The organism is Oribacterium sp. P9 (assembly GCF_046365365.1).
Taxonomy (GTDB): Bacteria; Bacillota; Clostridia; order Lachnospirales; family Lachnospiraceae; genus Oribacterium.
The window spans coordinates 224,151-246,210 of the sequence record NZ_JBKEIS010000001.1; the positions used below are offsets into that span (position 1 = coordinate 224,151).

The window sequence follows — 22,060 nt, forward strand, 5'->3', positions numbered from 1 at the left end:
AGATATTTTATGAAGAAAGGAAGGCTAATATTATGAAAATCACGAACATCAGAACCTACAAGATGCAGGTTCCGCTGGTACGGCCGTTCCGCATCGCACTGGGTCTGATCACCCATGCTGAGAGCTGTCTCGTCGAGATCGAGACCGACGCCGGAATCCTCGGATATGGAGAGGGATCTCCGGGACCACTGATCACCGGTGAGAATCTGGCGGGTACGGTTGCGACGATCGAGAAGCTGAAGGCGGATCTGATCGGCATGGATCCATGTGATATCGAGGCGATCTATACCGTGATGAATCGTGCGGTAGCCCATGCCGGCACGGCGAAGGCTGCCATCGATCTGGCATGTCATGATATTATCGGTAAGTGTGCCGGTATGCCGCTCTATAAGGTACTCGGTGGTTATTCCGATGAAATCGTCACGGATATGACCGTCGGCATCGACGAGCCAGAGGTGATGGCCGCACAGGCGAAGGCACATGTGGAAGCAGGCTTCGATACCATCAAGACCAAGGTCGGCACAGATTTCGCAAGTGACCTTGCGAGAGTACGTGCGATTCGTGAGGCGGTCGGTGATGATGTGAAGATCCGTCTCGATGCAAACCAGGGATGGAAGGCGAAGGAGGCGGTCGAGCTGATCCGTCGTCTTGACGAGTACGATATCGAGCTCGTAGAGCAGCCGGTTCCGCGCTTCGATTTCGATGGACTGAAGTATGTCACTGCAAACAGCTCCGTACCGATCATGGCCGACGAGAGCTGCTGGGATTCGAAGGATGCACTCCGCCTCGTTTCCGAGCGTGCCGTGGATTTCATCAACATCAAGCTCATGAAGTGCGGTGGTCTCTATGAGGCGAAGAAGATCAATGCCATCGCCCAGGCAGCCGGTGTCGAAGTGATGCTCGGCTGCATGACAGAGGAGAGTGGTATCGCCATCAACGCTTCTGCTGCCCTCGGTGCGGCACTGAAGAACATCACGCGTGCAGATCTCGATGCAACCTTCTCACTGAAGCAGCTTCCGTTCGAGGGAGGACTTACGGTGAAGGATACCTGTCATCTCGTGCTTTCTTCTGAGCCTGGTCTCGGAATCACAGGCCTTCATAAGGAGATGCTTTCATGAATCGAATGACAGAAAACGGCCGAAAGCAGCTCGAAGCGCTGGTTCATGAGGTGATGAAGGACGGGCAGGCACGCGGTATCGCGGTCGGGATCGTCGATTCAGACGGAAAGATCCAGTATGAGCAGTACTTCGGCTATCGTGATGAAGAAAAGAAGCTTCCGATCAACAGGGATACGATTTTCGGTATGGCCTCGGTGACGAAGTCCTTCACCGCACTTTCCATCATGCAGATGCAGATGGACGGATGTTTATCTGTCGATGATCCGGTTTCGAAGTATGTTCCGGAATTCACCAACAAGAATCAGAGCGCACCGGTCAAGCTGTGGCACCTCATGTGCCACAGCGGTGGCTTCTTCCCGCTGCCGCGTATCGTCATCGATAAGACGGCGCAGGAGATGCAGATCGAGGACTCCCTCGAGAATGAGCTGATCTATCGCGACGATTTCGCCGAGGAGGGCGTACGGCGCGTAGCCGAGCGCCTGGATGCACAGACGCAGTTTACCGGACGTCCGGGACAGCGCCTCAGCTACTGTAACGACGGTTTCGGCTTACTGTCCGATATCGTGCGTCGTCACGGAGGCTATGGCTCCTTCGCAGAGTACCTCGATCAGAAGATCCTGAAGCCGCTTGGTATGACGCGCAGTAACATCAGCTTCATCCGCAATACCCTCGATGAAAATGCAGCGACCCTGTACTCGCTGGAGAAGGATGGCTGGAGAGCGGACCGAGATTATCAGAATGATGCCTTCGTTCTGCATGGCGGTGGAGGCATGAAGTCTACGCTCGGAGATATGCTGAAGTATGCGACGATGTACCTGAATGAGGGTGCAGCCGCAGACGGAACGCGTATCATCGACCGCTATTCGATCCAGGAGATGGTGAAGCCGCGTCAGTTCATGAAGCCGGGTGTGTACTACGGCTATGGACTCGAGTGCAAGCAGGTGGAGGATCGCACGATTGTGGAGCATGGTGGAAGTCTTCCAGGTGTTTCCTCGAACTTCTCCTTCTGCCCGCAGGAAAATGTCGGCGTCGTGGTGCTTTGCAACACGATGGATGTTTCCGTAGCAGCGATCGCCGATGCAGCGATGCGCGTATACTTCGGGCTCGATGCAGAAGAACCGCGTCCGGAGCATGCGGAGCGTAACTGGACGGAAGAAGAAGTCGCAGAGCTTGCCGGTGAGTATGTATCCGGTGAGGGTGACGCGTTCAGTCTGAAGGCAGAAAACGGCAGCTTATCCATGACGATGAATGGAAAGCCGGCAGAGCTTCAGTCGGTATATGCATGGCAGGGTATGGTACGAAAGAAGTATGCAGATATCTACCTGACCGCCATCCGCGATGAGGAAGGTCATGTCTATGCCGCACATTACGGCAGCCGTATCTTCCCGAAGATGTAAATTATAAGAGTTTAACGGAGGCACGCGTTCCCAGTGAACGTGTGCCTTTGTTATTTCGTGAGAAATGCAAAAGCGCATCGCTGGTTGACGGTCTGTTTTTGCAAGTGTCGTAAAAATGTCGTAAATGAAAATCAGCGCATGAAAAAAGCCGGGAATGAAATCATTCCCGACCGGATGGAGAGTACAGGACTCGAACCTGCGACCCCTTGCGTGTGATGCAAATGCTCTACCAGCTGAGCTAACCCTCCAAACAAACATGATTTTAGCACGCTGAAATCAAAAAACAAGCAGTTCCGTAGTCGATTGCTGGTTTTTTTATGCGCGATACGGTATAATATCTTCACTATGATTTTAAATATTGCAAACCTTAATAAGACATACGTTGGAAAACAGATTTTAAAGGGCGTCACCTTTCATATCGAGGACAAGGAAAAAGCGGCGATTGTCGGGATCAATGGATCCGGCAAGACGACGCTTATTAAGTGTATTCTGGGCGAGGAGGAGCCGGATGACTCCGAGACGGTAATCGCTCTTTCGAAGGGAAAGAAAATCGGTTATCTCGCGCAGCAGCATGCGGATATGCCGGGCGCAGAAGAGGATATCCCGACGGATCTCACGGATGCGAAGGCCCTCGCGATGAAACAGGAGATCGAGGCCTTCGGTGATGATTTCGATACCCTGTCCGGAGGTCAGAAGACCCGGAAGCGCCTCGAGGAGATCCTCCTCACGAAGCCGGACCTGCTCATCCTCGATGAGCCGACGAACCACCTCGATATCGAGTCGATTCAATGGCTTGAGAAGGTGCTGAAGCGCTACGACGGTGCGGTTCTGCTCGTCTCCCATGACCGGTACTTCCTCGATCATGTCGTGACGAAGATTATCGACCTCGATAACGGAAGAGCCCGCATGTACCGCGGCAACTACTCCGAGTATGCCGAGAAGAAAAAACAGATCCGGGATGCGGAGCTGAAGGCCTACTATAATCAGCAGGCGGACATCGCGCACCAGCAGGCGGTCATCGATAAGCTGAAGCAGTTTAACCGCGAGAAGTCCATCAAGCGCGCGGAGTCCCGTGAGAAGGCTCTCGCAAAGGTGGAGCTTCTCGATAAGCCGGAGGAGCTCGATAATGAGATGCGGTTAGCATTGACCCCGCATCTTCAGTCCGGAAACGATGTGCTGTCCGTGAAGGAGCTCAGTAAGTCCTTCGGCGAGAAGACACTGTTCTCGAACATTTCCTTCGAAATCAAGCGTGGCGAACATGTCGCCGTCATCGGTGCGAACGGTACCGGTAAAACGACGCTCCTGAAAATCCTGAACGAACAGGAACCGGCGACGACCGGCAGTTTCAAGCTCGGTACGAATGTCGAGATCGGTTACTACGATCAGGAGCATGCCGTGCTCCATATGGAGAAGACCATCTTTGACGAGATTCAGGACGACTATCCGTACCTGAACGATACAAAGGTGCGTAACGTGCTCGCGGCCTTTCTCTTCCGTGGCGATGACGTGTACAAGCGCATCGGCGATCTCTCCGGCGGCGAGCAGGGCCGTGTATCCCTCGCGAAGCTGATGCTCAGTAACGCGAACTTCCTCATCCTCGATGAGCCGACGAACCATCTGGATATCCAGGGCCGTGAGGTGCTGGAGGACGCGATCCGGAACTACGAGGGCACCGTGCTCTACGTGTCCCACGACCGGTACTTCATCAACAAGACCGCGACCCGTATCCTCGAGCTCTTCGAGAACCGCTTCGATAACTACATCGGCGACTACGATTACTACCTCGAGAAGAAGGAGGATGTCCGGAAGTACGGCGGCTCTGTACTGGATGCGAGCGCAAACAGCCAGAAGCCACGTACCTCCGCGGTACCGAATCCTGAAATCAAGTCGGAGCAGAAGACCGACTGGGAGCTGCAGAAGGAGTATAAGAAGAATCTTCAGAAGCTTCAGCGCGATCTGAAGTCGACGGAAGAAGAGATTCAGAAGCTTGAGGCCCGCAACGAGGAGCTGGACGATGACTATATGAATCCGGACATCGCTGCCGACGTCGGACGCCTCATGGAGCTCCATAAGGAGCATGAGAAAAATGATGCCCGCCTCGGGGATCTCTACGAAAACTGGGAGACCATCTCGGAGCAGCTGGAAGAACTGAAGCAGCAGGAACCGGGGAATTAAATACATGAAATAAAACAGGAGACGATGGCCGTTGTCATCGCCTCCTGTTTTTATGTCATATATTTATCCGATCAGTAGTGATCCGACGACGATGCCGAGGTAGGTGCCGACGACATAGCCGAAGGTACCGACAAGCATGCACGGGCCGACAAGCTTATTCCAGCCCTGGGCGATCGCCATGCCGGCTGCGGTGGTCGGGCCACCGATGTTGGCATTGGATGCAAGGATGATCTCCTCCAGGGAGCCACCGATGAGCTTACCGCCGATGAAGCAGAAGAGCATATTGACGATCACCATCAGGAGGCAGAAGACGAGAAGCAGCGGTGCCTGCTGGATGATGAGCGGGATCGACGCCGGCACACCGATGACGAAGAAGAACAGGTAGATGAGGTAGGTCCCCAGCTCCTGCGCGCCATGCATGGCCTCCGCCTTTTCCGGAAGAACGGTGGCGAACAGCATCGCGACGGTCGTGATCCATACATACTGGCTGCCGAAGAAGGTGTTCAGCATATTGAGGAACCAGTTTCCGGTCGGAATCGCTGTAGAGAGCACACCGGCGATGGCCTTTGAAATCGTCACGACGATGATAGAGAAGGCGAAGTCGATCGCGATATCACGAAGCGAAATCTCCTTCCGTCCCCAGTACTTCGCAGCGAGGGTCTTGCCCTCCTCAGCGTCTGTACCATGCGCGAGGACGTGATCGATGTGCGGATGCGGATAGTGCTTTCGGAGCCATGCGTTGCCTGCAAACGCGATGAGGATCATGAAGTAGATCGCCATATTCAGATTATCGGCGACGGTCGCCGCAGAAATCAGGGTCTGGTCCACATGGAAGGCGTCGGCGAGGGCCGTGAAGTTGACACCGCCGCCGATGTAGGAACCGGTCATCATCGCTGCCACATATGGAAGATTCGGGATGAACTTCCCGAGGATGAGGACGCCGAGCACTGCGCCGGCCACCGTGCCGAGGGCACCGATCAGGAAGATGCCGAGCATCCGTCCCGTTTCCTTCCAGATCTTCGACAGGTTCACCTGCAGAAGCAGCAGCGGAATCGCCATCGGCACCGCGAAGCCCCAGACCACATCATCGAAGATCGGCGCGCTCGCCGGGATGATCTTCAGGTTCGTGAGCAGCAGTGCACAGATCAGGGCAATGATGGCACCGCTGATCTTACTGGCCCATGCGTAGGTCTGCTCCATCCAGATGGAAAATGCGACCACCAGCACCATGATGCTCATCAGCACCCAGGTGTTATCTGCGGAAATGAGTGTGTTCATCGTGTTATCTCCTAAGCTATAAATTTCACGTAAGAATCATGATGTTTCTCATTATATCGCAGGCGGAATCATGCGTAAAATGATGATTCTATCTATTAATTATGCAAAACAGAACGAAAGAACGGCCGCCGCGCGTGCGACAGCCGTTCTTTGTCGGGGGATTATGGATATAAAATAGCAGGAATCAGGATTTTATCCCAGCGGATAGAAGAGCGTAGCGGATACGGCGCAGGAAAGAATCGCCAGAATCATATACGGAAGAGTGAACTTCAGAACCTTCGCCGGGTTATACTCGCCGGCAGCGAAAGCTACAGCACACTCACCGGATCCGGATGGGAAGCCGACCGCGAAGTAGTTTGCGGTACCGATGATAAGAACGAGACCTCTCGGATCCCAGCCAGCGGCCAGTGCAACCGAAGCAGCGATCGGAATCAGTACGGACTGTGTACCCATGTTCGATATGAAGGTCGTCATGATAACGGTGGCAGCAGAGAAAATCAGCATAACCTTGAACTGACTCGGATTCTGACCGATGATGTTCAGGATGAACTGACCGATGACTTCACCGGCACCGGAAGATCCGATGGCGTCTGCAACGATGAGTACGCCGGCGAGCATCCAGATCATATCCTGGGTCATATCCTTCGATGCGTCCTTTGCATCGATACAGCCGGTGAAAATCAGGATGATGACACCGGCTGCCGGTGCGAGGTACATCCAGTTCTTCGTAATCTGGTTAAAGATGAGGCAGAGCATAACGACTGTAAATACGATGTATACGATCATCTGCTTAGCCTGAGGGAGCTTTTCAACGACAGCGCCTTTCTTCAGCTTCGTCGTATCAACTTCCTGATCCTTCGGCATCAGTTTCCATGCGAACAGGCAGTACGTTGTCAGAACAATGATCGGAATGATTGCAAATTTCAGTGGATCTAGAAGGCCGATCATGTACTGAGGATTTCCCTCACCGACGATTCCCTCGTAGAAACCATTCAGGGTTGCGAAGGTGGTTGCACCGAGGCCGATCGGAAGGCGGAACTTCCAGGCAACCATGACACCGAGAAGCGGAAGCAGCAGACGATTTGCGGTGATTTCACCAGATTTATTCAGCGTGGTCAGAAAAACGACCAGAATAGCGAGTGCAGCAGTAGATGGTACAAACTGAGAGAAAAGAGCCGCAACCGCATAAAATGCGATGATCAGCATCATACCGCTCTTGCCCTGAACCATATTCAGTGTACCGGAAATCTTATCGACGAGGGCAGTCTTTGTGAGTACAGAAGAAAGTGCGAGAATCGGTGCGATCAGAACGACGGTTTTATTACCGAAGCCGATGAAGGCAGATTTCAGATCGACGACACCGGTCGCAGCGAGAATCAGGCAGCAGGTCATGGCTGTCACGCCAAATGGCACCTTGTGCCAGATGAACATGACCATCATAAACAGCGTCACGAGAAGAACGATGGTTAAGTGTGACATAATACGATTTTATCCTTTCATCAAAAAGTGAAGTCATAACACAAAATGGAGGAAAGCAGGATGCAGACGCCCATTTCGTTTTTTCAAATAGTTGATTATTTCATCAGTACACGAACCTGACGTACACGTTCATGAATGAAATCGGCCCAGACGGTCGGGTCATAGTAGCAGTTGTTTTCATCTGTGTACTGGCCGGCACGATCGATTACCTCGATCTGATTCGGGTGGCTTGGGAGGGCAATGTCTACATGGATGGCTGCAATCTTCTCCTCATCCGCGAGGAAACGGTCACGAAGTGCCGGTGTCAGCTTCTTACTCGTCTTGTAGTAATCATCGTTCATGGTGTTTGCACCGACGCCGCCGTGCATACCAAGGGTGTAGGTTTTTCCATCCACCGGATTTGTTTCCTCCCAGAAGAAGCTGGTGCATCCGATGGTGTGTCCTGGGGTAAGCATGGTGCGAATCGAAATGTCGCCGAGAACAACAGGTGTAGCGTCGTCGTAGAAATGGTCGATCTGGAAATCGACTGGATGGGAATCTTTATCGAGTACCATCGTCTCTTCCGGTACCTCCTGATAAAAATCCCAGTCTTCCTTCGACATGTACATCTCGGCACCGGTCAGCTCCTTCATGATCTGTGCGGCACCGCAGTGATCGAAGTGTGCGTGGCTGAGAAGGATCTTCTTGATGTCGGATGGCTTGTGACCGGTTTTATAGATGCTGTCGACGAGCTGATAGGCGCTCTCTGGGATCGCGGTATCGATCAGGATGCAGCCTTCGCTCGTTTCGATAAGCCAGCAGCCGACCCAGGTCTGACCAGCAACATACCAGGTTCTCGGTGATACCTGAAATGGTTCGATGGCTGCGGTCCATGGGCGATATGCGAGCGTTGCAACCGGATCCGCCATCGGCTTCGTACACTTAAATGACATATGTTTTCCCCTTTCGTGTTCGGTCAGAAGGCACTGCTCGGTAAGCTTTGACGCGTAGTGCTACGCTCTGTTTATTCTGACATGTTTTGTAGCTCTGGATTTCAGAAAATCGAGAGATGCGAAACAGTTATGTGATATATCTGTTGAAATCATCATAGGATGGATGTACTCTTAATTCAACTTATAGAAAATTAGATTTAAACTTAACTCGATTAAGAAACGGCCGTGGAAAGGAGTGTCGAGATATGGAACTGAAGCAGATCGAAAATATCCTGGCGATCGCAGGCGAGGGAAGTATTTCCCGGGCTGCAGAGCGCCTGTTTCTCACGCAGTCTGCGCTGAATCAGCAGCTGCTGAAGCTGGAGAAAGAGCTCGGAATGCAGCTGTTTGAACGTCGGAAGCACAGCATGGTGCCGACGGAAGCCGGACAGATTTATCTGGAGGGAGCGAGAGACATCCTGCAGATAAAGGAAAATACGTATAAAAAGCTGAATGATCTCCACCAGGAAGGCCATGGCACCATTTCGATCGCGTATACGCCGGAGCGCGGTGCCGATATGTTTTCTGAAGTATTTCCGGTGTTTCATATGCTGTATCCGGAGATCCGCTTTCATACGAAGGAGCTGCGGAATAAACGTATGGAGCAGGCACTCATCAACAAGGAGGTGGATCTCGCCTGTACGACCTTTACAGAGGGGCAGCAGAATCCAAGCTTATCTTATATTGCGAATGTGAAGGAGGAAATCGTATTAGGTGTACCGGCCTCACATCCGCTCGCTTATCTCGCCGGAGAAAACAGTGCAGAGCGCCTGCCGGAGGTGGAGCTCAGTCTGTTTAAGGATACGCAGTTCCTGCTGGCTGCGCCGGAGACGAAGAGCTCGGATATCGAGGCAGAGATTTTTCGAACGGCGGGTTTTCAGCCGAAGGTACTCTATACCTCTTCGGGAAGTAAAACCAGAATCCGCTCTGTAAAGGCGCAGCTTGCCAGTGCTTTCTTTCCGGCGTTCTATGTGGATCCGGATGCACCGATCGTTTATTTCACTGTGAAGCCACATATTCACTGGCATTCCTCGGTTGCGTATCGAAAGGGAAGCTATCTTTCCGTACCGGAGCTCGTGCTCGTAGATCTGATACGGAAGTATAATACGCGGGTAAGTAATTTTAAGAGTATTGTGCCAGGATAAAGAAAGCTACTTCTAGTCGGAAAAACAGAATATGCGAATGAAAAAGAAAAACCTGGAGCGTACCGAGATGGTGCGAGTCCAGGTTTTGATGTTATTCAGGATGGAAGCTGATCATATTCAGTGAGAAGAAGACGGATCAGCTGCTTCATAGGTTCGGACAGGTTGATGGATTTCTGATAAGCAGCAACGATGTAAAACGTGAGCGGAGGATTCAGGGAGTATGTATAAAACGTATCTTCTGGGTGAGACAGATGACTCGGAATGAAAGCATTACCGAGCCCCTTATTCAGCATATAGCGTCGAGAAACATCATCCTCGATTTCGCAGAGGATATTCGGCTGAATCTGCATATTACGCAAGGCCTGATCCTCTGCGTTACGCACGAAAGAAGGCGCATGAGTGAGTACGAAGTAGTCATTCTGAATCGCGGAGTAGTCTCCTTTCTCGATGTCCTCGGCAAGGAGCGTCGGATGCCCATCCGGAACAGCGAGAAGAAGTTCTCCGGTCCAGAGTGGGATATACTCGAGTACGGAGTGCTGCAGGGATGAAGTGAGCAGAACACCGAGATCCGCATGTCCCATGATGAGATCTTCCTTTGCGGTTAAGCTGTTGCTGCGCCGTACCATAAGTTCGATTTCCGGATGATGTTTTCGAAATGCAGGAATGCATTCCAGTGCAGAAGAAGCTGCGCAGGCAAAACGAAGAGAATTTTTACTACTGTGCGTGAGAGAGGAGATTTTACGAAGTGCCTCTCTCTTTATTTGCAGGATGGAATGCCCGCCATTGATATAGATTCGACCTGCATCTGTAAGTGTGAGACCATCGCGCTCTCGGACGAACAGCTGCGTCCCGAGCTCGTCTTCGAGCTTTTTCAGACGCTGACTAAGCGCTGGCTGTGAGAGATAGAGGCGTTCGGCGGCTTTGCTCAGACTTTTTTCTTCTGCAATGGCGATGACATATTCGATCAGTTTTGTATCCATCAGAGCGTGTGCCTTTCTATGTGATAAAGCTGGAATTCTTCAATCAGATTCTTCGCTGCCTGATTCGGGCTGAAATGATAGTTCGGATTCTGAGCTTCCATCTGATAGTTCAGAGCGATAAGATAGCGTTCTTCTTCTGACAGAATATGATCCGGCGCGGACATTACGGTCATGTGGACGAAACATTTTGGCTTCAGGCTGAAGTAAACCAGGTTTCTCGACGGCTCCATATGACTACGTGCCAGAATCGTGACGCCGGCGCCTTGATCCGCCATGTTTTTCAGAATCAAGTTATTATCGGCTTCATATACGATGGTCGGTTGCATTTGATTCTGCTGTAAAAGCATATCTGTCGTATGACGTATGGTAGAATTGTGCGTTGCCAGAATGAAAGGGGTATCCTTAAATTTTCGGATATCGATCGCAGTCAGATGGGAGAGGTCATGGCTTGCCTGATAAGCGAGTGGGTGAAAGGCAGGGACAAACAAAACCACCTCCTCTTCATGAAAGGAGGTATGCACGATGCCGGGCTCATCCGGATCGTCACAGGTGCCAAGTGCCAGATCGACCTCGTGAACCTGCACGGCCTTTCGAAGTCCTGCCATATAGTGCTCCTTCATTTCGATTTTTACATTCGGATAGCGCCGATGAAACTGATTGAAAATTTTCGCAATTGCAATAGAACCACGCAGCGGTGTAACTCCGATGGTGATCGTTTTTTGATAACCGACCGAAAGCTCAGAAATCATCTGATAGGTCTGCTCTTTTACGGCGATGATGCGGGAAGCGGCATCCAGATAGATTTTACCGGCGGCGGTAGGGTAGTAACGTTTTTTGTGCTGGAAAAATAATTCTGTTCCCAGTTCTTTTTCGAGCTCTGCCAGATATTTGCTAAGTGCTGGTTGCGTTATGTGAAGCTTCTCCGCAGCCGCAGTTAAGCCTCCTTCTTCTGCAATAGCCAGTATATAGTGTAGCTGCTTTGTATTCATAGTGATTCCTTACGTAAAGTTGCATTACTTTTGCTTATAAATTACATAAGTCTTTCAAGCTTGTCAATCGTCATTTTGCGCAGCATAATACAGGCATAAACGATGCGAGCTGAACAAAATCACGTATTTCTGAATAGGATTACTTTCAATTAAGAAAGATGACGAATGAGGAAACGTGAATGAAACATAAAATCATATTATATTTCGCAAAGAAAGGGAGAAACGTTATGAAGAAAAACAGATTATTTGCAGGTATGATGGCTACGTGCATCCTGGCTGCCGGTCTCGTAGGATGTGGCTCATCTGCAGCTCCGGAAGCAACGAAAGCTTCTGGAAATGCAGGCACAGAAGCTGCAGCAGCGGCAGCCGGTGAAGGCGTAGGACCATGGAAGTCCGGAGATAATGTATATGTCGATGTTCCTGCGAAGGCAGGCGGCGGAACCGATCTATATACTCGTTATCTGACGCAGGCACTCAGCGAGGTATGTCCAGGTGTGAACTTCGTCGTTACAAACTACGATACCGGTGAAGTCGGCATGGAGCATGTGAAGAATGCGAAGCCAGATGGTTTAACACTCGGTGCCTGCCATGGTGGCTCGATCATTCAGTATCTGGCCGGATCCTCGGAAGTAAATATCAAGGATGATGTTAAGGCGGTGGGCATCATGAACCAGGGTGGTCCGCAGGCCATCATCGCGAAACCAGGCGCACCATACACGAATTTTACAGAGCTTGCAGAGTATATCAAGGCAAATCCGGGGGATGTCGTTGTAGGATGTTCTTTAGGCGGTACGACGCAGGTGCTGTTCACGTCACTCATCGAAGAGCTGACCGGTGATGCGAATTCGGTAAACTATGTGCAGTGCTCTTCCGAGGCAGATAAGCTGACCAATGTTGCAGCCGGCTCGATTGATATCGCAAACTGCTCCATCCCGAACGCGGTATCCTATGATGCCGATGGAAAGCTGACCATATTGGGAAGTATCGGACCAAAGGCGGCGACACTGGAAAACATGAGCGAGCTGGTAGGTACAGAGCTGGATAAGAAGTTTGCGACCACACAGGAGCAGAATGTAAGTCTGACATGGGATTCAAATTACTATATAGTCGTTCCGAAGGATACACCGGATGAAATCTGTGAGGCAATCAATGAGGCGATTCAGAAGGCAACCACGGTTCAGTCCTTCATCGATGGCAATAATAAAATGGCAACCTATATCGCGGCTGTGAACTATGAGGATACAAAGAAGGCTCTCGAAACAGAGTGGAGCTCCCTGGATGAACTCGTAGGTTCCATGGGGCTGAAGGTTCGCTGATGATACGAACTGAACGAAACTGAAACATGTCCGGCCGTCCTTACGGGCAGCCGGTATTTTTGAAAAGGGGGTTTCAATGAAAAAACTGAATCGTACCTATGTGATGGGAATCGCATTTATCGTATTCGCTGTGTGGGTCGCATTTCAAACGGCCTTGATACCTGAAAAGCTGGTTTCTAACGAGCCTGGACCGAAGCTCTTTCCATTTATTTCTGCGATCGGCATGATTATCATGGCGATTCTTTCGATGATTTTCGATGGCAAAAAAGAAAAAGAAGAGAATGAGCATGGCGCAGCTCCGTATCTTGATAAAGATGGATGGAAGCGTCTCGGACGGATCATGCTGGAGTGCATTCTTTTCTGTGTGGCGATGAATTTGATCGGCTTCTGGATTACGTCGATGATGGGCATGATGATGTTCATCATGACACTGAAGGTAGATAAGAAGATCAATATTCTATTTGCTGTCGTATTAAGTGTCGCATTGGGCAGTCTCTGCTATTTCGGATTTACGAAGGGCTTCAATATTCCACTTCCGAAGGGTGTGCTTTTTGAGGCACTCGGCATTCGGATGCCTTAACTGGAAGGAGAAAATAAAAATGGCAAGTTATCTTTCTGCACTTGGCGTGTTATTCCAGCCAGTGAACTTCATCATGATGTATATCTGTTCTCTGGTTGGATGTGTTCTGGGCGCGATTCCTGGTCTGTCCGGAGGTCTCGGCATCACACTGATTCTTCCGATGACGTTCGCTTTAAATACGAACTTAAGCTTCGCGATGCTGCTCGGCATGTATGTTGGTGGTGTATCCGGCTCCTTTATTGCAGCGGTACTCGTCGGAATCCCTGGATCTGCTGCGTCGATCGGAACCTGCTATGATGGTTATCCGATGACACAGAAGGGACAGGCGGCACGCGCACTCTCCATCGGTATCACCGGCTCCTTCATCGGTACGCTGGTTTCTATTCTCGTAGCGACTTTCTGCTCTACCTTTATCGCAGATGTTGCACTGAAACTCGGACCATGGGAGTACTTCAGTCTCTGCCTGATGGCCATCACGATGGTCGTTGGATTAAGTAAAGGCTCCATTTTTAAGGGTCTTCTGGCAGCCTTTTTCGGACTGTGGCTTTCTACGGTTGGTTCGGATATGGTAACGAACCAGCTTCGTTTCACTTTTCATAATACGAACCTCTATGGTGGAATCAATGTCGTATGCCTCCTGATGGGTACCTTCGCACTACAGCAGGTTGCTTCAAGCTATGCAAAGAATAATCTGACGATGCCGGAAGTAGACGCCGGATCGCTGAAGGGCTTCGGTTTCAGCTTTAAGGATTTTAAGGATAATCTGAAGGTGATCATCACATCACTTTTCATCGGACTCTGGATCGGCTTTTTGCCGGGTATGGGCTCCGGTATTTCAAACCTGATCGCCTATGGACAGGCGAAGAAGATGAGCAAGCATCCGGAGAAGTTCGGAACCGGTATCGATGAAGGTATCTGGGCAACGGAGGTTGCAAATAACGCGGGTGTCGGTGGTGCCATCATCCCGATGATCGCACTGGGCATTCCAGGTGATGGGACGACCGTTCTACTGATGTCTGCTATGACGATTCATGGATTGCAGGCGGGGCCGATGTTCATCAAAAACAATCCTTTACTGGCAAATCTTATTTTTGCTACCGTGCTGATCGCTGCAATTCTGATTTTCGTCACAGAGCTGTTGACGAAGCGCTGGTTCCCGATGCTTTTAAAGGCACCATATCACTATCTGTACAGTGCGATTCTTATGATCTGCTTCCTTGGTGCATACTCTGCGTCGACGTCGATGTTCAGTGTTTACCTGGTACTGGTATTTGGTGCAATCGGTATCCTGATGGAATTCTTTAAGATGCCGAGTACGCCGCTTATGCTTGCATTTATTCTGGGAAGTAAAATCGAGAGCTATTTCCGTATGGGATGCTCCTATGCGAAGGGGGATATGACCTCTTTCCTTACCCGTCCGATTTCTCTTATCTTTATCCTGATTGCTGTTTACAGTGTAATCGGTCCGCTGATTTCAAAGATGCTTAAGAAAAAGAAGGCGACGGCCTGAAAATTCATGAAAGCCGAAGCTTGCAAGGCTTCGGCTTTTCTACTCTCATTTTTAGAAGTTTTCATGAGAAAGATACATATCGAAGGAGGAATCAGACGATGTTGACACAGGAAGAAAAAGAAAAGATGATTGTTGCGCTTCGTGGCACCAGCGTAGCAAAGGAAAATATCACAGAAGAATACAAAAAAAACCTGGATCTCGCGGAACGTGAAGAGGTCAGCGTAACCACATCCGAAGGTCCGGTTCCGTGCTATATCTTTACGGCAAAGAATCGTACACGGAACTGTCCGGTCCATATCAATGTCCATGGTGGTGGATTTGTACGCCCACATGTTTTACGGGATGAGATTTACTCTGCAAAGGTAGCCGATGCGATTCAGGGCATCGTGGTGGATGTGGACTATAGTCTGGCACCGGAGTATCCATATCCAAAAGCATTTAATGAAACGTATGAAGTATGCAGATGGGTGTTTTCCATGCTGCAGCACTGGGGTGCCGACGTGAAGCGCGTATCCATGGGCGGACATAGTGCAGGTGCAAACCTGACGGCAGCCGTATGTTTAAAGGCAAATCAGACAAAGGAATTTCAGTTCTGTCTTCAGGTGCTGGATTATGGTGCGTTTGATATGGTGACGGATCCGGCAGATAAACCGGAGGCAGAGACGAACATGATTCCGGTGGAGAGAGGACGAATGTTCAGTCTCGCCTATACGGATGGTGAGCTTGAGAATTTGAAGGACCCGTACTGCAGTCCATTACTCGCATCAGAGGAGATGCTGAAGGGACTTCCGGAAGCGCTCATAACCAGTGCCGGTCATGATAATTTCCGATTCGAGGATGCCGAGTACGCGAAGCGTCTCGTGCTGGCGGGTGTAAAGGTGACACAGAAGTGTTTCCTCGATTCGTATCATGGATTTATCGTGCATTGCACAGATGAATGGGAAGCTGGTCAGCAGCTGGTCATCGATACGATTCAACGAGCGTCACTGTAAAAGAACAGTAAGTGTAGAGTGAGTGCTACTGGAAAGGAAAGTATATGAAAAAAGTAATTGAGCCGGGTAGAACCAGAAAAAGTATTAATTTTATTGACAATATCGTGTATTCGAGACAGAAGAATCTGAACGGACAGGAGATGGAGCTGAAGATGTCCATCATGCTGCAGAATGGAAACAGTGAGATGCGACTCGCCTCCGGTCATGACGACGAGGCAGATGATAAGACACCGAAGCCGGCGATTCTGTGGGTTCCGGGTGGCGGCTACCGTGGCTGCGATAAAAACCTTATGGTAGCGGAGATGGCGTTCCTTGCGGATGCAGGCTATGTGGTTGCATCGATGTATTATCGTAGCAGTGCCGAGGAGCATATGCCTTCACAGATCATCGACGTGAAGACGGCGATTCGATTCCTTCGTGCACATGCCGATGAATATGAAATTGATCCGGAGCATATCGGTATCATCGGACGCTCCGCGGGTGGACAGCTGTCGGCGCTCGCTGCCATGAATTCAGATGCGTATGAAAGTGCTGAGTGGAGCGAGTATTCGTCGCATGTGCAGGCCTGCTGTGATATGTTCGGACCGGTTGATTTCGTGAAGCTGATCGACGATGATGCGCGTGAAATGAAGACAAATCCGAACTGTCGCTGGAAAAAGCCAGAGGATACACATGCAGGTGCGCTCTTCGGTGGCGATATGTCGACCCTGAAGGAACGTGCGAAGCCATACTGTCCGCCATATATCCTGACGAAGGAGATGTGTCCGATTCTCATTCTGCATGGCGACTGCGATAAGCTGGTGTCCTGTGACATCAGTGAAGCATTTTATGACGATATCGTAAAGGCGGGCATGGAAGATCGCGCAGACCTTTATATCCTTCATGGTGCGGGCCATGGAACGAAGGAGTTTTTCCAGCAGGAAACGAAGGAAATCATCCGTGCATTTTTTGATAAGAATCTTAAGTGACGACGTATCGGACGAACAGAGGTACAGCCATGATCAAAATCGAAAGCAACTGTTCGAGTAAGATGACGGATGAGGAGATGCGCTACCAGCAGGGACAGGGCATCCACTATCTTGCCGTGAACTTCATCGGCGATGATGCAAATTACGATGGCATCCTGCGTTTCCAGGAGCGTGCGGCGAAGTATGATCTTCAGATTTCCAATGCAGGCTGCCCGCAGCTGCAGAAGTGCCCGTCGATTCATCTCGGCCGTGAAGATCGTGACGAGTGGATCGCGAAGTACAACGAGTTCACGAGAGCACTTGGTCAGGCCGGCGTTCCGATCAACTATATCGCATGGCAGCCGAATGGTATCTTCCGTACCCGGATCGGTGCCGGCAAGTATAACCACGGTCAGAATTCCTTTATCTGTGATCTCGACGAGATTCAGTCCCGTCCGATTTCAAATGACCGCGTATACGGAGAGCAGGAAATCTGGGAGAACTTCAAATACTTCCTGGATAAGGCACTTCCGGTATGTGAAGAAGCCGATGTCAAGCTGGCACTTCATCCGAACGATCCACCGATTCCGGAGGCTGGTGGCGTAGCCTGCCTCATCTGGAATTCCGACTGCTATCGTCGAGCCTTCGAACTAGCCGGTAACAGCCCGTATCTCACGATGAAGATGTGCGTCGGCTGCTGGCTGGAGTCTGAGCACTTCGGTGATCTCTATCAGGACATCGAAGAGTTCGTGAAAGCCGATAAGCTCCCGATCATTCACTTCCGCAATGTCAGCGGACAGCTTCCGTACTTCGAGGAGACGCTTCTCGAGGATGGCTATGCGGATATGTATCAGATTATGAAGGTGATCGTACGCAGTGGCTTCGACGGATATCTCAACATTGACCATCCGTTTTTTAATGCAGATGGGAAGGGATTCTCCGAGCGCTCCGCTGCGTATTACACCGGTTACATGAAGGCACTGCTTCACTGCGCAGAGGCAGAAGAGAAGAAAAAATCTGAATAGTATTTATCCGGCGATTTTCAGAGGATGAGCCGTATGAGGCATAGAAAAAGGGTGTTGTGCATGCAGCATCCTTTTTCTGTGCCGTGGTTTGACCGAAGATGCAGGCAGAATGTCTGCCCGGCCCGCATTTTTATGCTACAATGAAATTATTCTAAAACCTGATCTGCAAAGGTGCATCTGCGTTCACATCGCATGATATCCACCAGCGCAGACATGACGATGGAAAATGGAGGAAATCATATGCTGCCATTTGTTTATTATGCACCGACGAAGGTGGTGTTCGGCCCGGATACGGCCGTGGAAACCGGAAAGCTTGTGAAGGAGCAGGGCGCGACGAAGGTCCTGATCCACTATGGAAGTGAGCGTGTGAAGAAGTCTGGGCTCGTACCGATGATCGAGAAGCAGCTCGAGGAAGCGGGTATCGGCTATGTCGAGCTCGGCGGTGTCGTACCGAATCCGCACCTCAGTAAGGTCTATGAGGGCATCGAACTCTGCCGGAAGGAAGGCGTCGACTTCATCCTTTCCGTCGGCGGTGGTTCCGTCATCGACTCTGCAAAGGCCATCGGTTATGGACTCGCGGATAAGACCGAGGGCGATGTCTGGGATTTCTATGATTTCAAGCGGAAGGCGAGTGCATGCACGCCGCAGGGCGTCGTACTGACGATTGCGGCGACCGGTTCCGAGATGTCGAACTCTTCTGTGATTACGAAAATGACGGATGAGGGTGGCATCAAGCGTTCCTACAACACGAATCTCGCGCGTCCGCGCTTCGCCATCATGGATCCGAAGCTTACGATGACCCTTCCGGAGTACCAGACCATGTCCGGTGCTGCCGACATCTGCATGCATACGATGGAGCGTTATTTTAATAAAGCGGGTTCGATGGAGCTGACGGATGCGATCGCAGAGGGCCTGCTTCGTACCGTGATGGCCAATGCACACATCCTGATGTCGGATCCGACAAACTATGACGCGCGCGCAGAGATCATGTGGGCCTCCTCCCTCAGCCATAACGGACTGACCGGCTGTGGCACGGATGGTGGCGACTGGTCCTGCCATCGCCTCGAGCATGAGCTCGGCGGACTCTATGATGTCGCGCATGGTGCAGGCCTCGCGGCCATCTGGGGCACCTGGGCACGCTATGTGTATAAGCATAATCCGGCCCGCTTCGCAAAGTTCGGTGTCAATGTACTCGGTGTCGAGGCAGGAGCAGACGACGAAGAGACCGCACTCCGTGGCATCGTAGCGATGGAAGATTTCTTCCGTTCGATTCATATGCCGACGAACCTTCGTGAGCTCGGTGTAAACCCGACCGACGAAGAGTATAAACTCCTCGCAGAAGGTTGCTTTAAGGCCACGAATGGAGGCATCGGTTCGATTCTTAGACTGAAGCTCGAGGATATGGAGAAGATTTACCGACTGGCATATTAAAAAAGATGTATCGAAAAAGAGCCCGCGTCAGCGACTGCTGATGCAGGCTCTTTATTAAGGTGCGCCTGGCGGCGCACGTTTTTTTCTTACTTCCCATGCTCCCAGTAATCATCGACCAGCTGGATGAAATCCTTCGCAGCTTTGCTGAGATAAGTGTTCTTCTGGTAGCTAACACAGACCTTCCATGTCGGATGTGTCGTGAGACTATAGAAGCGGACCCCTTCCGGCTGCTTTTTTACATAGTGGTATGGAATGAGGGCACAGGCCATCTTCGCACTGACCATGGATAGAATCGTTGCGTTATTCGAAGTTTCAAACAGAACCGTCGGGCTGAAGCCGGCATCATGAAAAATCTGATCCACGGTTTTACGAATCGTCGATTCCTTATACATCATCACGAACGGCTCGTAACGGAACAGCGAGAGAGGAACCTCCGGATACTGTGCATCTGTCTGCAGATATTCATCCGGGAGCGGATACTGCTCCGGTAACGCCAGAAAGATTTCTTCATCGAACATATCGATGTACTCGTCGTTGGTTTTCTGCTGTTCGGAGATCGTGACGAAACCGATATCCAGTTCACCTTTGTGGATTGCTTCCTGCTGCTTTCGCACACTGAGTTCGCGTGGTTCGATCGTGAAATCCGGATACAGGTCATGGAACTTCGGATAGACATATGGAAACATATCGGAGCCCCGCCCCGGTGTCATGCCGACGGAGAGAAAGCCACGATGGGTGTCGGCCATATCGGCGATCAGCGTGTAGGTTTTCTGTTTGATGCGGAGCATCTCACGCGCATTTTCGACATAGACATTGCCCTCCGGGGTCAGTGTCCAGTCTGATTTGTTGCGTACGAACAGCGGAGCGCCCAGCTCCTTCTCGAGCTTCTGAAGCTGCTGAGAGAGTGCGGACTGGGTGATGAAGAGCTTCTCTGCAGCACGGGTGATGGATCCCTCATCGGCGATTTTAATGATGTATTCGATCTGTTTTGTATCCATAAATAGTAAACCTGCGATGTTAGGAAAACTAATCCTGCATTCATATTAATTAATTTTACTAACATATTTTAACGCAATATAATGAGTATATCAAGTGAATGAGCAATCGCTTTTAACCAAAGTAAGGAGGAAAAAGCATGGCAAATAGATTATGCATTCAAATCACTGAGCGTGATAACGTCGCCATCGCCATCCATGATGTGCCGAAAGGTACCGAAGTCATGCCGGGCGTGGTCACCGTGGAAGACATCCCACAGGCACATAAGATCGCGCTGAAGGCACTTCCGAAGGGATCCGAAGTCATTCGCTACGGTGTGGTGCTCGGCACGACCGCAGAGGATATCCCGGTCGGCGGCTGGATCAATGAGAAGAACCTCATCATGGCACCGGCACCGGATCTCGATCAGATGGAATTTGCGACGAACATCCGCACGGACCTTCCGAAGCCGAAGAGAACGACCTGGATGGGCTATCGTAATCCGAACGGTGGTTACGCCGGCACCCGGAACATCCTCGGCATCAACACGACCGTGCAGTGTGTTGCGGGTGTGCTCAATGTTGCCATCCAGCGCATCAAGCGGGAGATCCTGCCGAAGTATCCGAACGTAGATGACGTCGTCGCCATCAATCATCCATATGGCTGCGGTGTCGCCATCGATGCACCGGATGCCTACATTCCGCAGAAGATCATCCGCAACATCGCAGCCCATCCGAATTTCGGCGGCGTATTTATGCTGGTTGGTTTAGGCTGTGAGAAGTTTACCGTCGACCGTTTCTGCGAGTGGTGGCCGGAGCTGAATAACGAGGACAATGTCATCGTCCTTCAGAACTATAAGGGATACCAGGCCATGATGGATGCCATCTGCGAGATGGCAGAAAAGAAGCTGCGGATTCTGAACGAGCGGAAGAGGGAGGAACTGCCCCTGTCCGACCTGCTCGTCGGCATGCAGTGCGGTGGTTCGGATGCATTCTCCGGTATCACCGCGAATCCGACAGCCGGTTATGCCGCCGATCTCCTCGTTTCCGGGGGCGGAACCGCGATGTTCTCCGAGGTAACCGAGGTGCGTGATGGTGTACAGTTCATCGCCCATCGCTGCATCAACGAAGAGGTAGGGAAGCGTCTCGTGGAAGAGATGAAGTGGTACGATAATTACTTGAAGAAGGGTGGTGTCGACCGTGGTGCGAACACTACACCAGGGAATAAGAAGGGTGGCCTCTCGAACATCATCGAGAAGTCCATGGGCTCCATCGCAAAGTCGGGCTCGTCCCCAATCGTTGAAGTTCTGTCCCCTGGCGACAAGCCGACGAAGCACGGCGAAATCTTCGCAGCGACACCAGCCTCTGACCTCGTTTGCGGACCGTCTCAGCTCGCCTCCGGCATGGGCCTCGAAGTATTCATGACCGGACGTGGCACACCATACGGACTCGCCGCAGCACCAGTGATCAAGCTCTGCTCCAGAAACGAAATGAAGGAACAGTGGCCGGATATCATCGACTTCAACGCAGGCCCGGCTGCCGTCGGCGACCGCACCATCGCAGAACAGGGTGAAGAACTCTTTGACTTCATCCTCGACGTCGCCTCCGGCATCAAAAAACCATACACCGAACAGTACGGCTTCGCCAACGACCTCTGCGTATTTAACCCGGCACCAATAACGTAGGCGCTTGCATCAAGCAGTGCAAAATCGAAGAAGTCCACACAGGGACCATGCTCGCATGAGTCCCTGTG

18 protein-coding genes and 1 tRNA gene are annotated in these 22,060 nt (G+C 51.1%); 12 read left to right on the forward strand and 7 right to left on the reverse strand.

Annotated elements, in window-relative coordinates:
* Window positions 1-32: 32 nt before the first annotated feature.
* A complete protein-coding gene (locus ACK8P7_RS00945; RefSeq protein ID WP_410042344.1) occupies window positions 33-1,118 on the forward strand; it encodes a mandelate racemase/muconate lactonizing enzyme family protein in 1,086 nt (361 codons plus the stop codon).
* On the forward strand, window positions 1,115-2,515 hold the full coding sequence (locus ACK8P7_RS00950) for a serine hydrolase domain-containing protein (protein WP_410042345.1): 1,401 nt from the start codon (window positions 1,115-1,117) through the stop codon (window positions 2,513-2,515). Before ACK8P7_RS00945 ends, ACK8P7_RS00950 begins: the two co-directional genes overlap by 4 nt.
* Window positions 2,516-2,690: 175 nt before the next feature.
* Here ACK8P7_RS00950 and ACK8P7_RS00955 read toward each other — a convergent pair.
* Window positions 2,691-2,763 (reverse strand) — tRNA-Val (locus ACK8P7_RS00955).
* Window positions 2,764-2,860: 97 nt separating this feature from the next.
* Between ACK8P7_RS00955 and ACK8P7_RS00960 the strand changes: the two genes are divergently transcribed.
* Window positions 2,861-4,690: an ABC-F family ATP-binding cassette domain-containing protein gene (locus ACK8P7_RS00960; protein ID WP_410042346.1), complete on the forward strand. Its 1,830-nt coding sequence runs from the start codon at window positions 2,861-2,863 to the stop codon at window positions 4,688-4,690.
* A gap of 63 nt (window positions 4,691-4,753) precedes the next feature.
* Here ACK8P7_RS00960 and ACK8P7_RS00965 read toward each other — a convergent pair whose 3' ends face one another.
* The 3 genes from ACK8P7_RS00965 to ACK8P7_RS00975 all read right to left on the reverse strand — a co-directional run bounded on the left by ACK8P7_RS00965 (window position 4,754) and on the right by ACK8P7_RS00975 (window position 8,379).
* Window positions 4,754-5,968 carry a DUF819 domain-containing protein gene (locus ACK8P7_RS00965; protein ID WP_410042347.1) on the reverse strand — a complete coding sequence of 405 codons (1,215 nt, stop codon included), beginning with the start codon at window positions 5,966-5,968 and terminating at the stop codon, window positions 4,754-4,756.
* Window positions 5,969-6,160: 192 nt separating this feature from the next.
* A complete protein-coding gene (locus tag ACK8P7_RS00970; RefSeq protein ID WP_410042348.1) occupies window positions 6,161-7,447 on the reverse strand; it encodes an SLC13 family permease in 1,287 nt (428 codons plus the stop codon).
* Between the two features lie 95 nt (window positions 7,448-7,542).
* Window positions 7,543-8,379: an MBL fold metallo-hydrolase gene (locus ACK8P7_RS00975; RefSeq protein ID WP_410042349.1), complete on the reverse strand. Its 837-nt coding sequence runs from the start codon at window positions 8,377-8,379 to the stop codon at window positions 7,543-7,545.
* Window positions 8,380-8,624: 245 nt separating this feature from the next.
* On the opposite strand from ACK8P7_RS00975, the gene ACK8P7_RS00980 reads away from it, so the two are divergent.
* The gene (locus tag ACK8P7_RS00980; protein ID WP_410042350.1) at window positions 8,625-9,563 is read left to right on the forward strand and encodes a LysR substrate-binding domain-containing protein; all 939 of its coding nucleotides are present in this window, start codon (window positions 8,625-8,627) and stop codon (window positions 9,561-9,563) included.
* 95 nt (window positions 9,564-9,658) lie between these two features.
* Here the strand turns inward: ACK8P7_RS00980 and ACK8P7_RS00985 are convergent, their stop codons facing one another.
* Complete coding sequence (locus ACK8P7_RS00985) at window positions 9,659-10,543, reverse strand: LysR substrate-binding domain-containing protein (protein WP_410042351.1); 885 nt, start codon at window positions 10,541-10,543, stop codon at window positions 9,659-9,661.
* On the reverse strand, window positions 10,543-11,532 hold the full coding sequence (locus ACK8P7_RS00990) for a LysR substrate-binding domain-containing protein (RefSeq protein WP_410042352.1): 990 nt from the start codon (window positions 11,530-11,532) through the stop codon (window positions 10,543-10,545). The genes ACK8P7_RS00985 and ACK8P7_RS00990 overlap by 1 nt, the downstream gene beginning before the upstream one ends.
* Window positions 11,533-11,759: 227 nt before the next feature.
* Between ACK8P7_RS00990 and ACK8P7_RS00995 the strand changes: the two genes are divergently transcribed.
* The 7 genes from ACK8P7_RS00995 to ACK8P7_RS01025 all read left to right on the forward strand — a co-directional run bounded on the left by ACK8P7_RS00995 (window position 11,760) and on the right by ACK8P7_RS01025 (window position 19,333).
* Window positions 11,760-12,848 carry a Bug family tripartite tricarboxylate transporter substrate binding protein gene (locus ACK8P7_RS00995; protein WP_410042353.1) on the forward strand — a complete coding sequence of 363 codons (1,089 nt, stop codon included), beginning with the start codon at window positions 11,760-11,762 and terminating at the stop codon, window positions 12,846-12,848.
* 76 nt (window positions 12,849-12,924) lie between these two features.
* The gene (locus ACK8P7_RS01000) at window positions 12,925-13,428 is read left to right on the forward strand and encodes a tripartite tricarboxylate transporter TctB family protein (RefSeq protein WP_410042354.1); all 504 of its coding nucleotides are present in this window, start codon (window positions 12,925-12,927) and stop codon (window positions 13,426-13,428) included.
* Window positions 13,429-13,447: 19 nt separating this feature from the next.
* Window positions 13,448-14,938, forward strand: coding sequence for a tripartite tricarboxylate transporter permease (locus tag ACK8P7_RS01005; RefSeq protein WP_410042355.1), 1,491 nt, complete (start codon window positions 13,448-13,450; stop codon window positions 14,936-14,938).
* Window positions 14,939-15,036: 98 nt separating this feature from the next.
* Window positions 15,037-15,930, forward strand: coding sequence for an alpha/beta hydrolase (locus ACK8P7_RS01010; RefSeq protein WP_410042356.1), 894 nt, complete (start codon window positions 15,037-15,039; stop codon window positions 15,928-15,930).
* A gap of 44 nt (window positions 15,931-15,974) precedes the next feature.
* On the forward strand, window positions 15,975-16,898 hold the full coding sequence (locus tag ACK8P7_RS01015) for an alpha/beta hydrolase fold domain-containing protein (protein WP_410042357.1): 924 nt from the start codon (window positions 15,975-15,977) through the stop codon (window positions 16,896-16,898).
* A 29-nt stretch (window positions 16,899-16,927) separates the two neighbouring features.
* Window positions 16,928-17,902, forward strand: coding sequence for a mannonate dehydratase (locus ACK8P7_RS01020; protein ID WP_410042358.1), 975 nt, complete (start codon window positions 16,928-16,930; stop codon window positions 17,900-17,902).
* Window positions 17,903-18,142: 240 nt separating this feature from the next.
* A complete protein-coding gene (locus tag ACK8P7_RS01025) occupies window positions 18,143-19,333 on the forward strand; it encodes an iron-containing alcohol dehydrogenase (protein WP_410042359.1) in 1,191 nt (396 codons plus the stop codon).
* A gap of 86 nt (window positions 19,334-19,419) precedes the next feature.
* Here ACK8P7_RS01025 and ACK8P7_RS01030 read toward each other — a convergent pair whose 3' ends face one another.
* Window positions 19,420-20,331 carry a LysR family transcriptional regulator gene (locus ACK8P7_RS01030; RefSeq protein ID WP_410042360.1) on the reverse strand — a complete coding sequence of 304 codons (912 nt, stop codon included), beginning with the start codon at window positions 20,329-20,331 and terminating at the stop codon, window positions 19,420-19,422.
* 137 nt (window positions 20,332-20,468) lie between these two features.
* On the opposite strand from ACK8P7_RS01030, the gene ACK8P7_RS01035 reads away from it, so the two are divergent.
* Window positions 20,469-21,992: a UxaA family hydrolase gene (locus ACK8P7_RS01035; RefSeq protein WP_410042361.1), complete on the forward strand. Its 1,524-nt coding sequence runs from the start codon at window positions 20,469-20,471 to the stop codon at window positions 21,990-21,992.
* Window positions 21,993-22,060 lie beyond the last annotated feature (68 nt).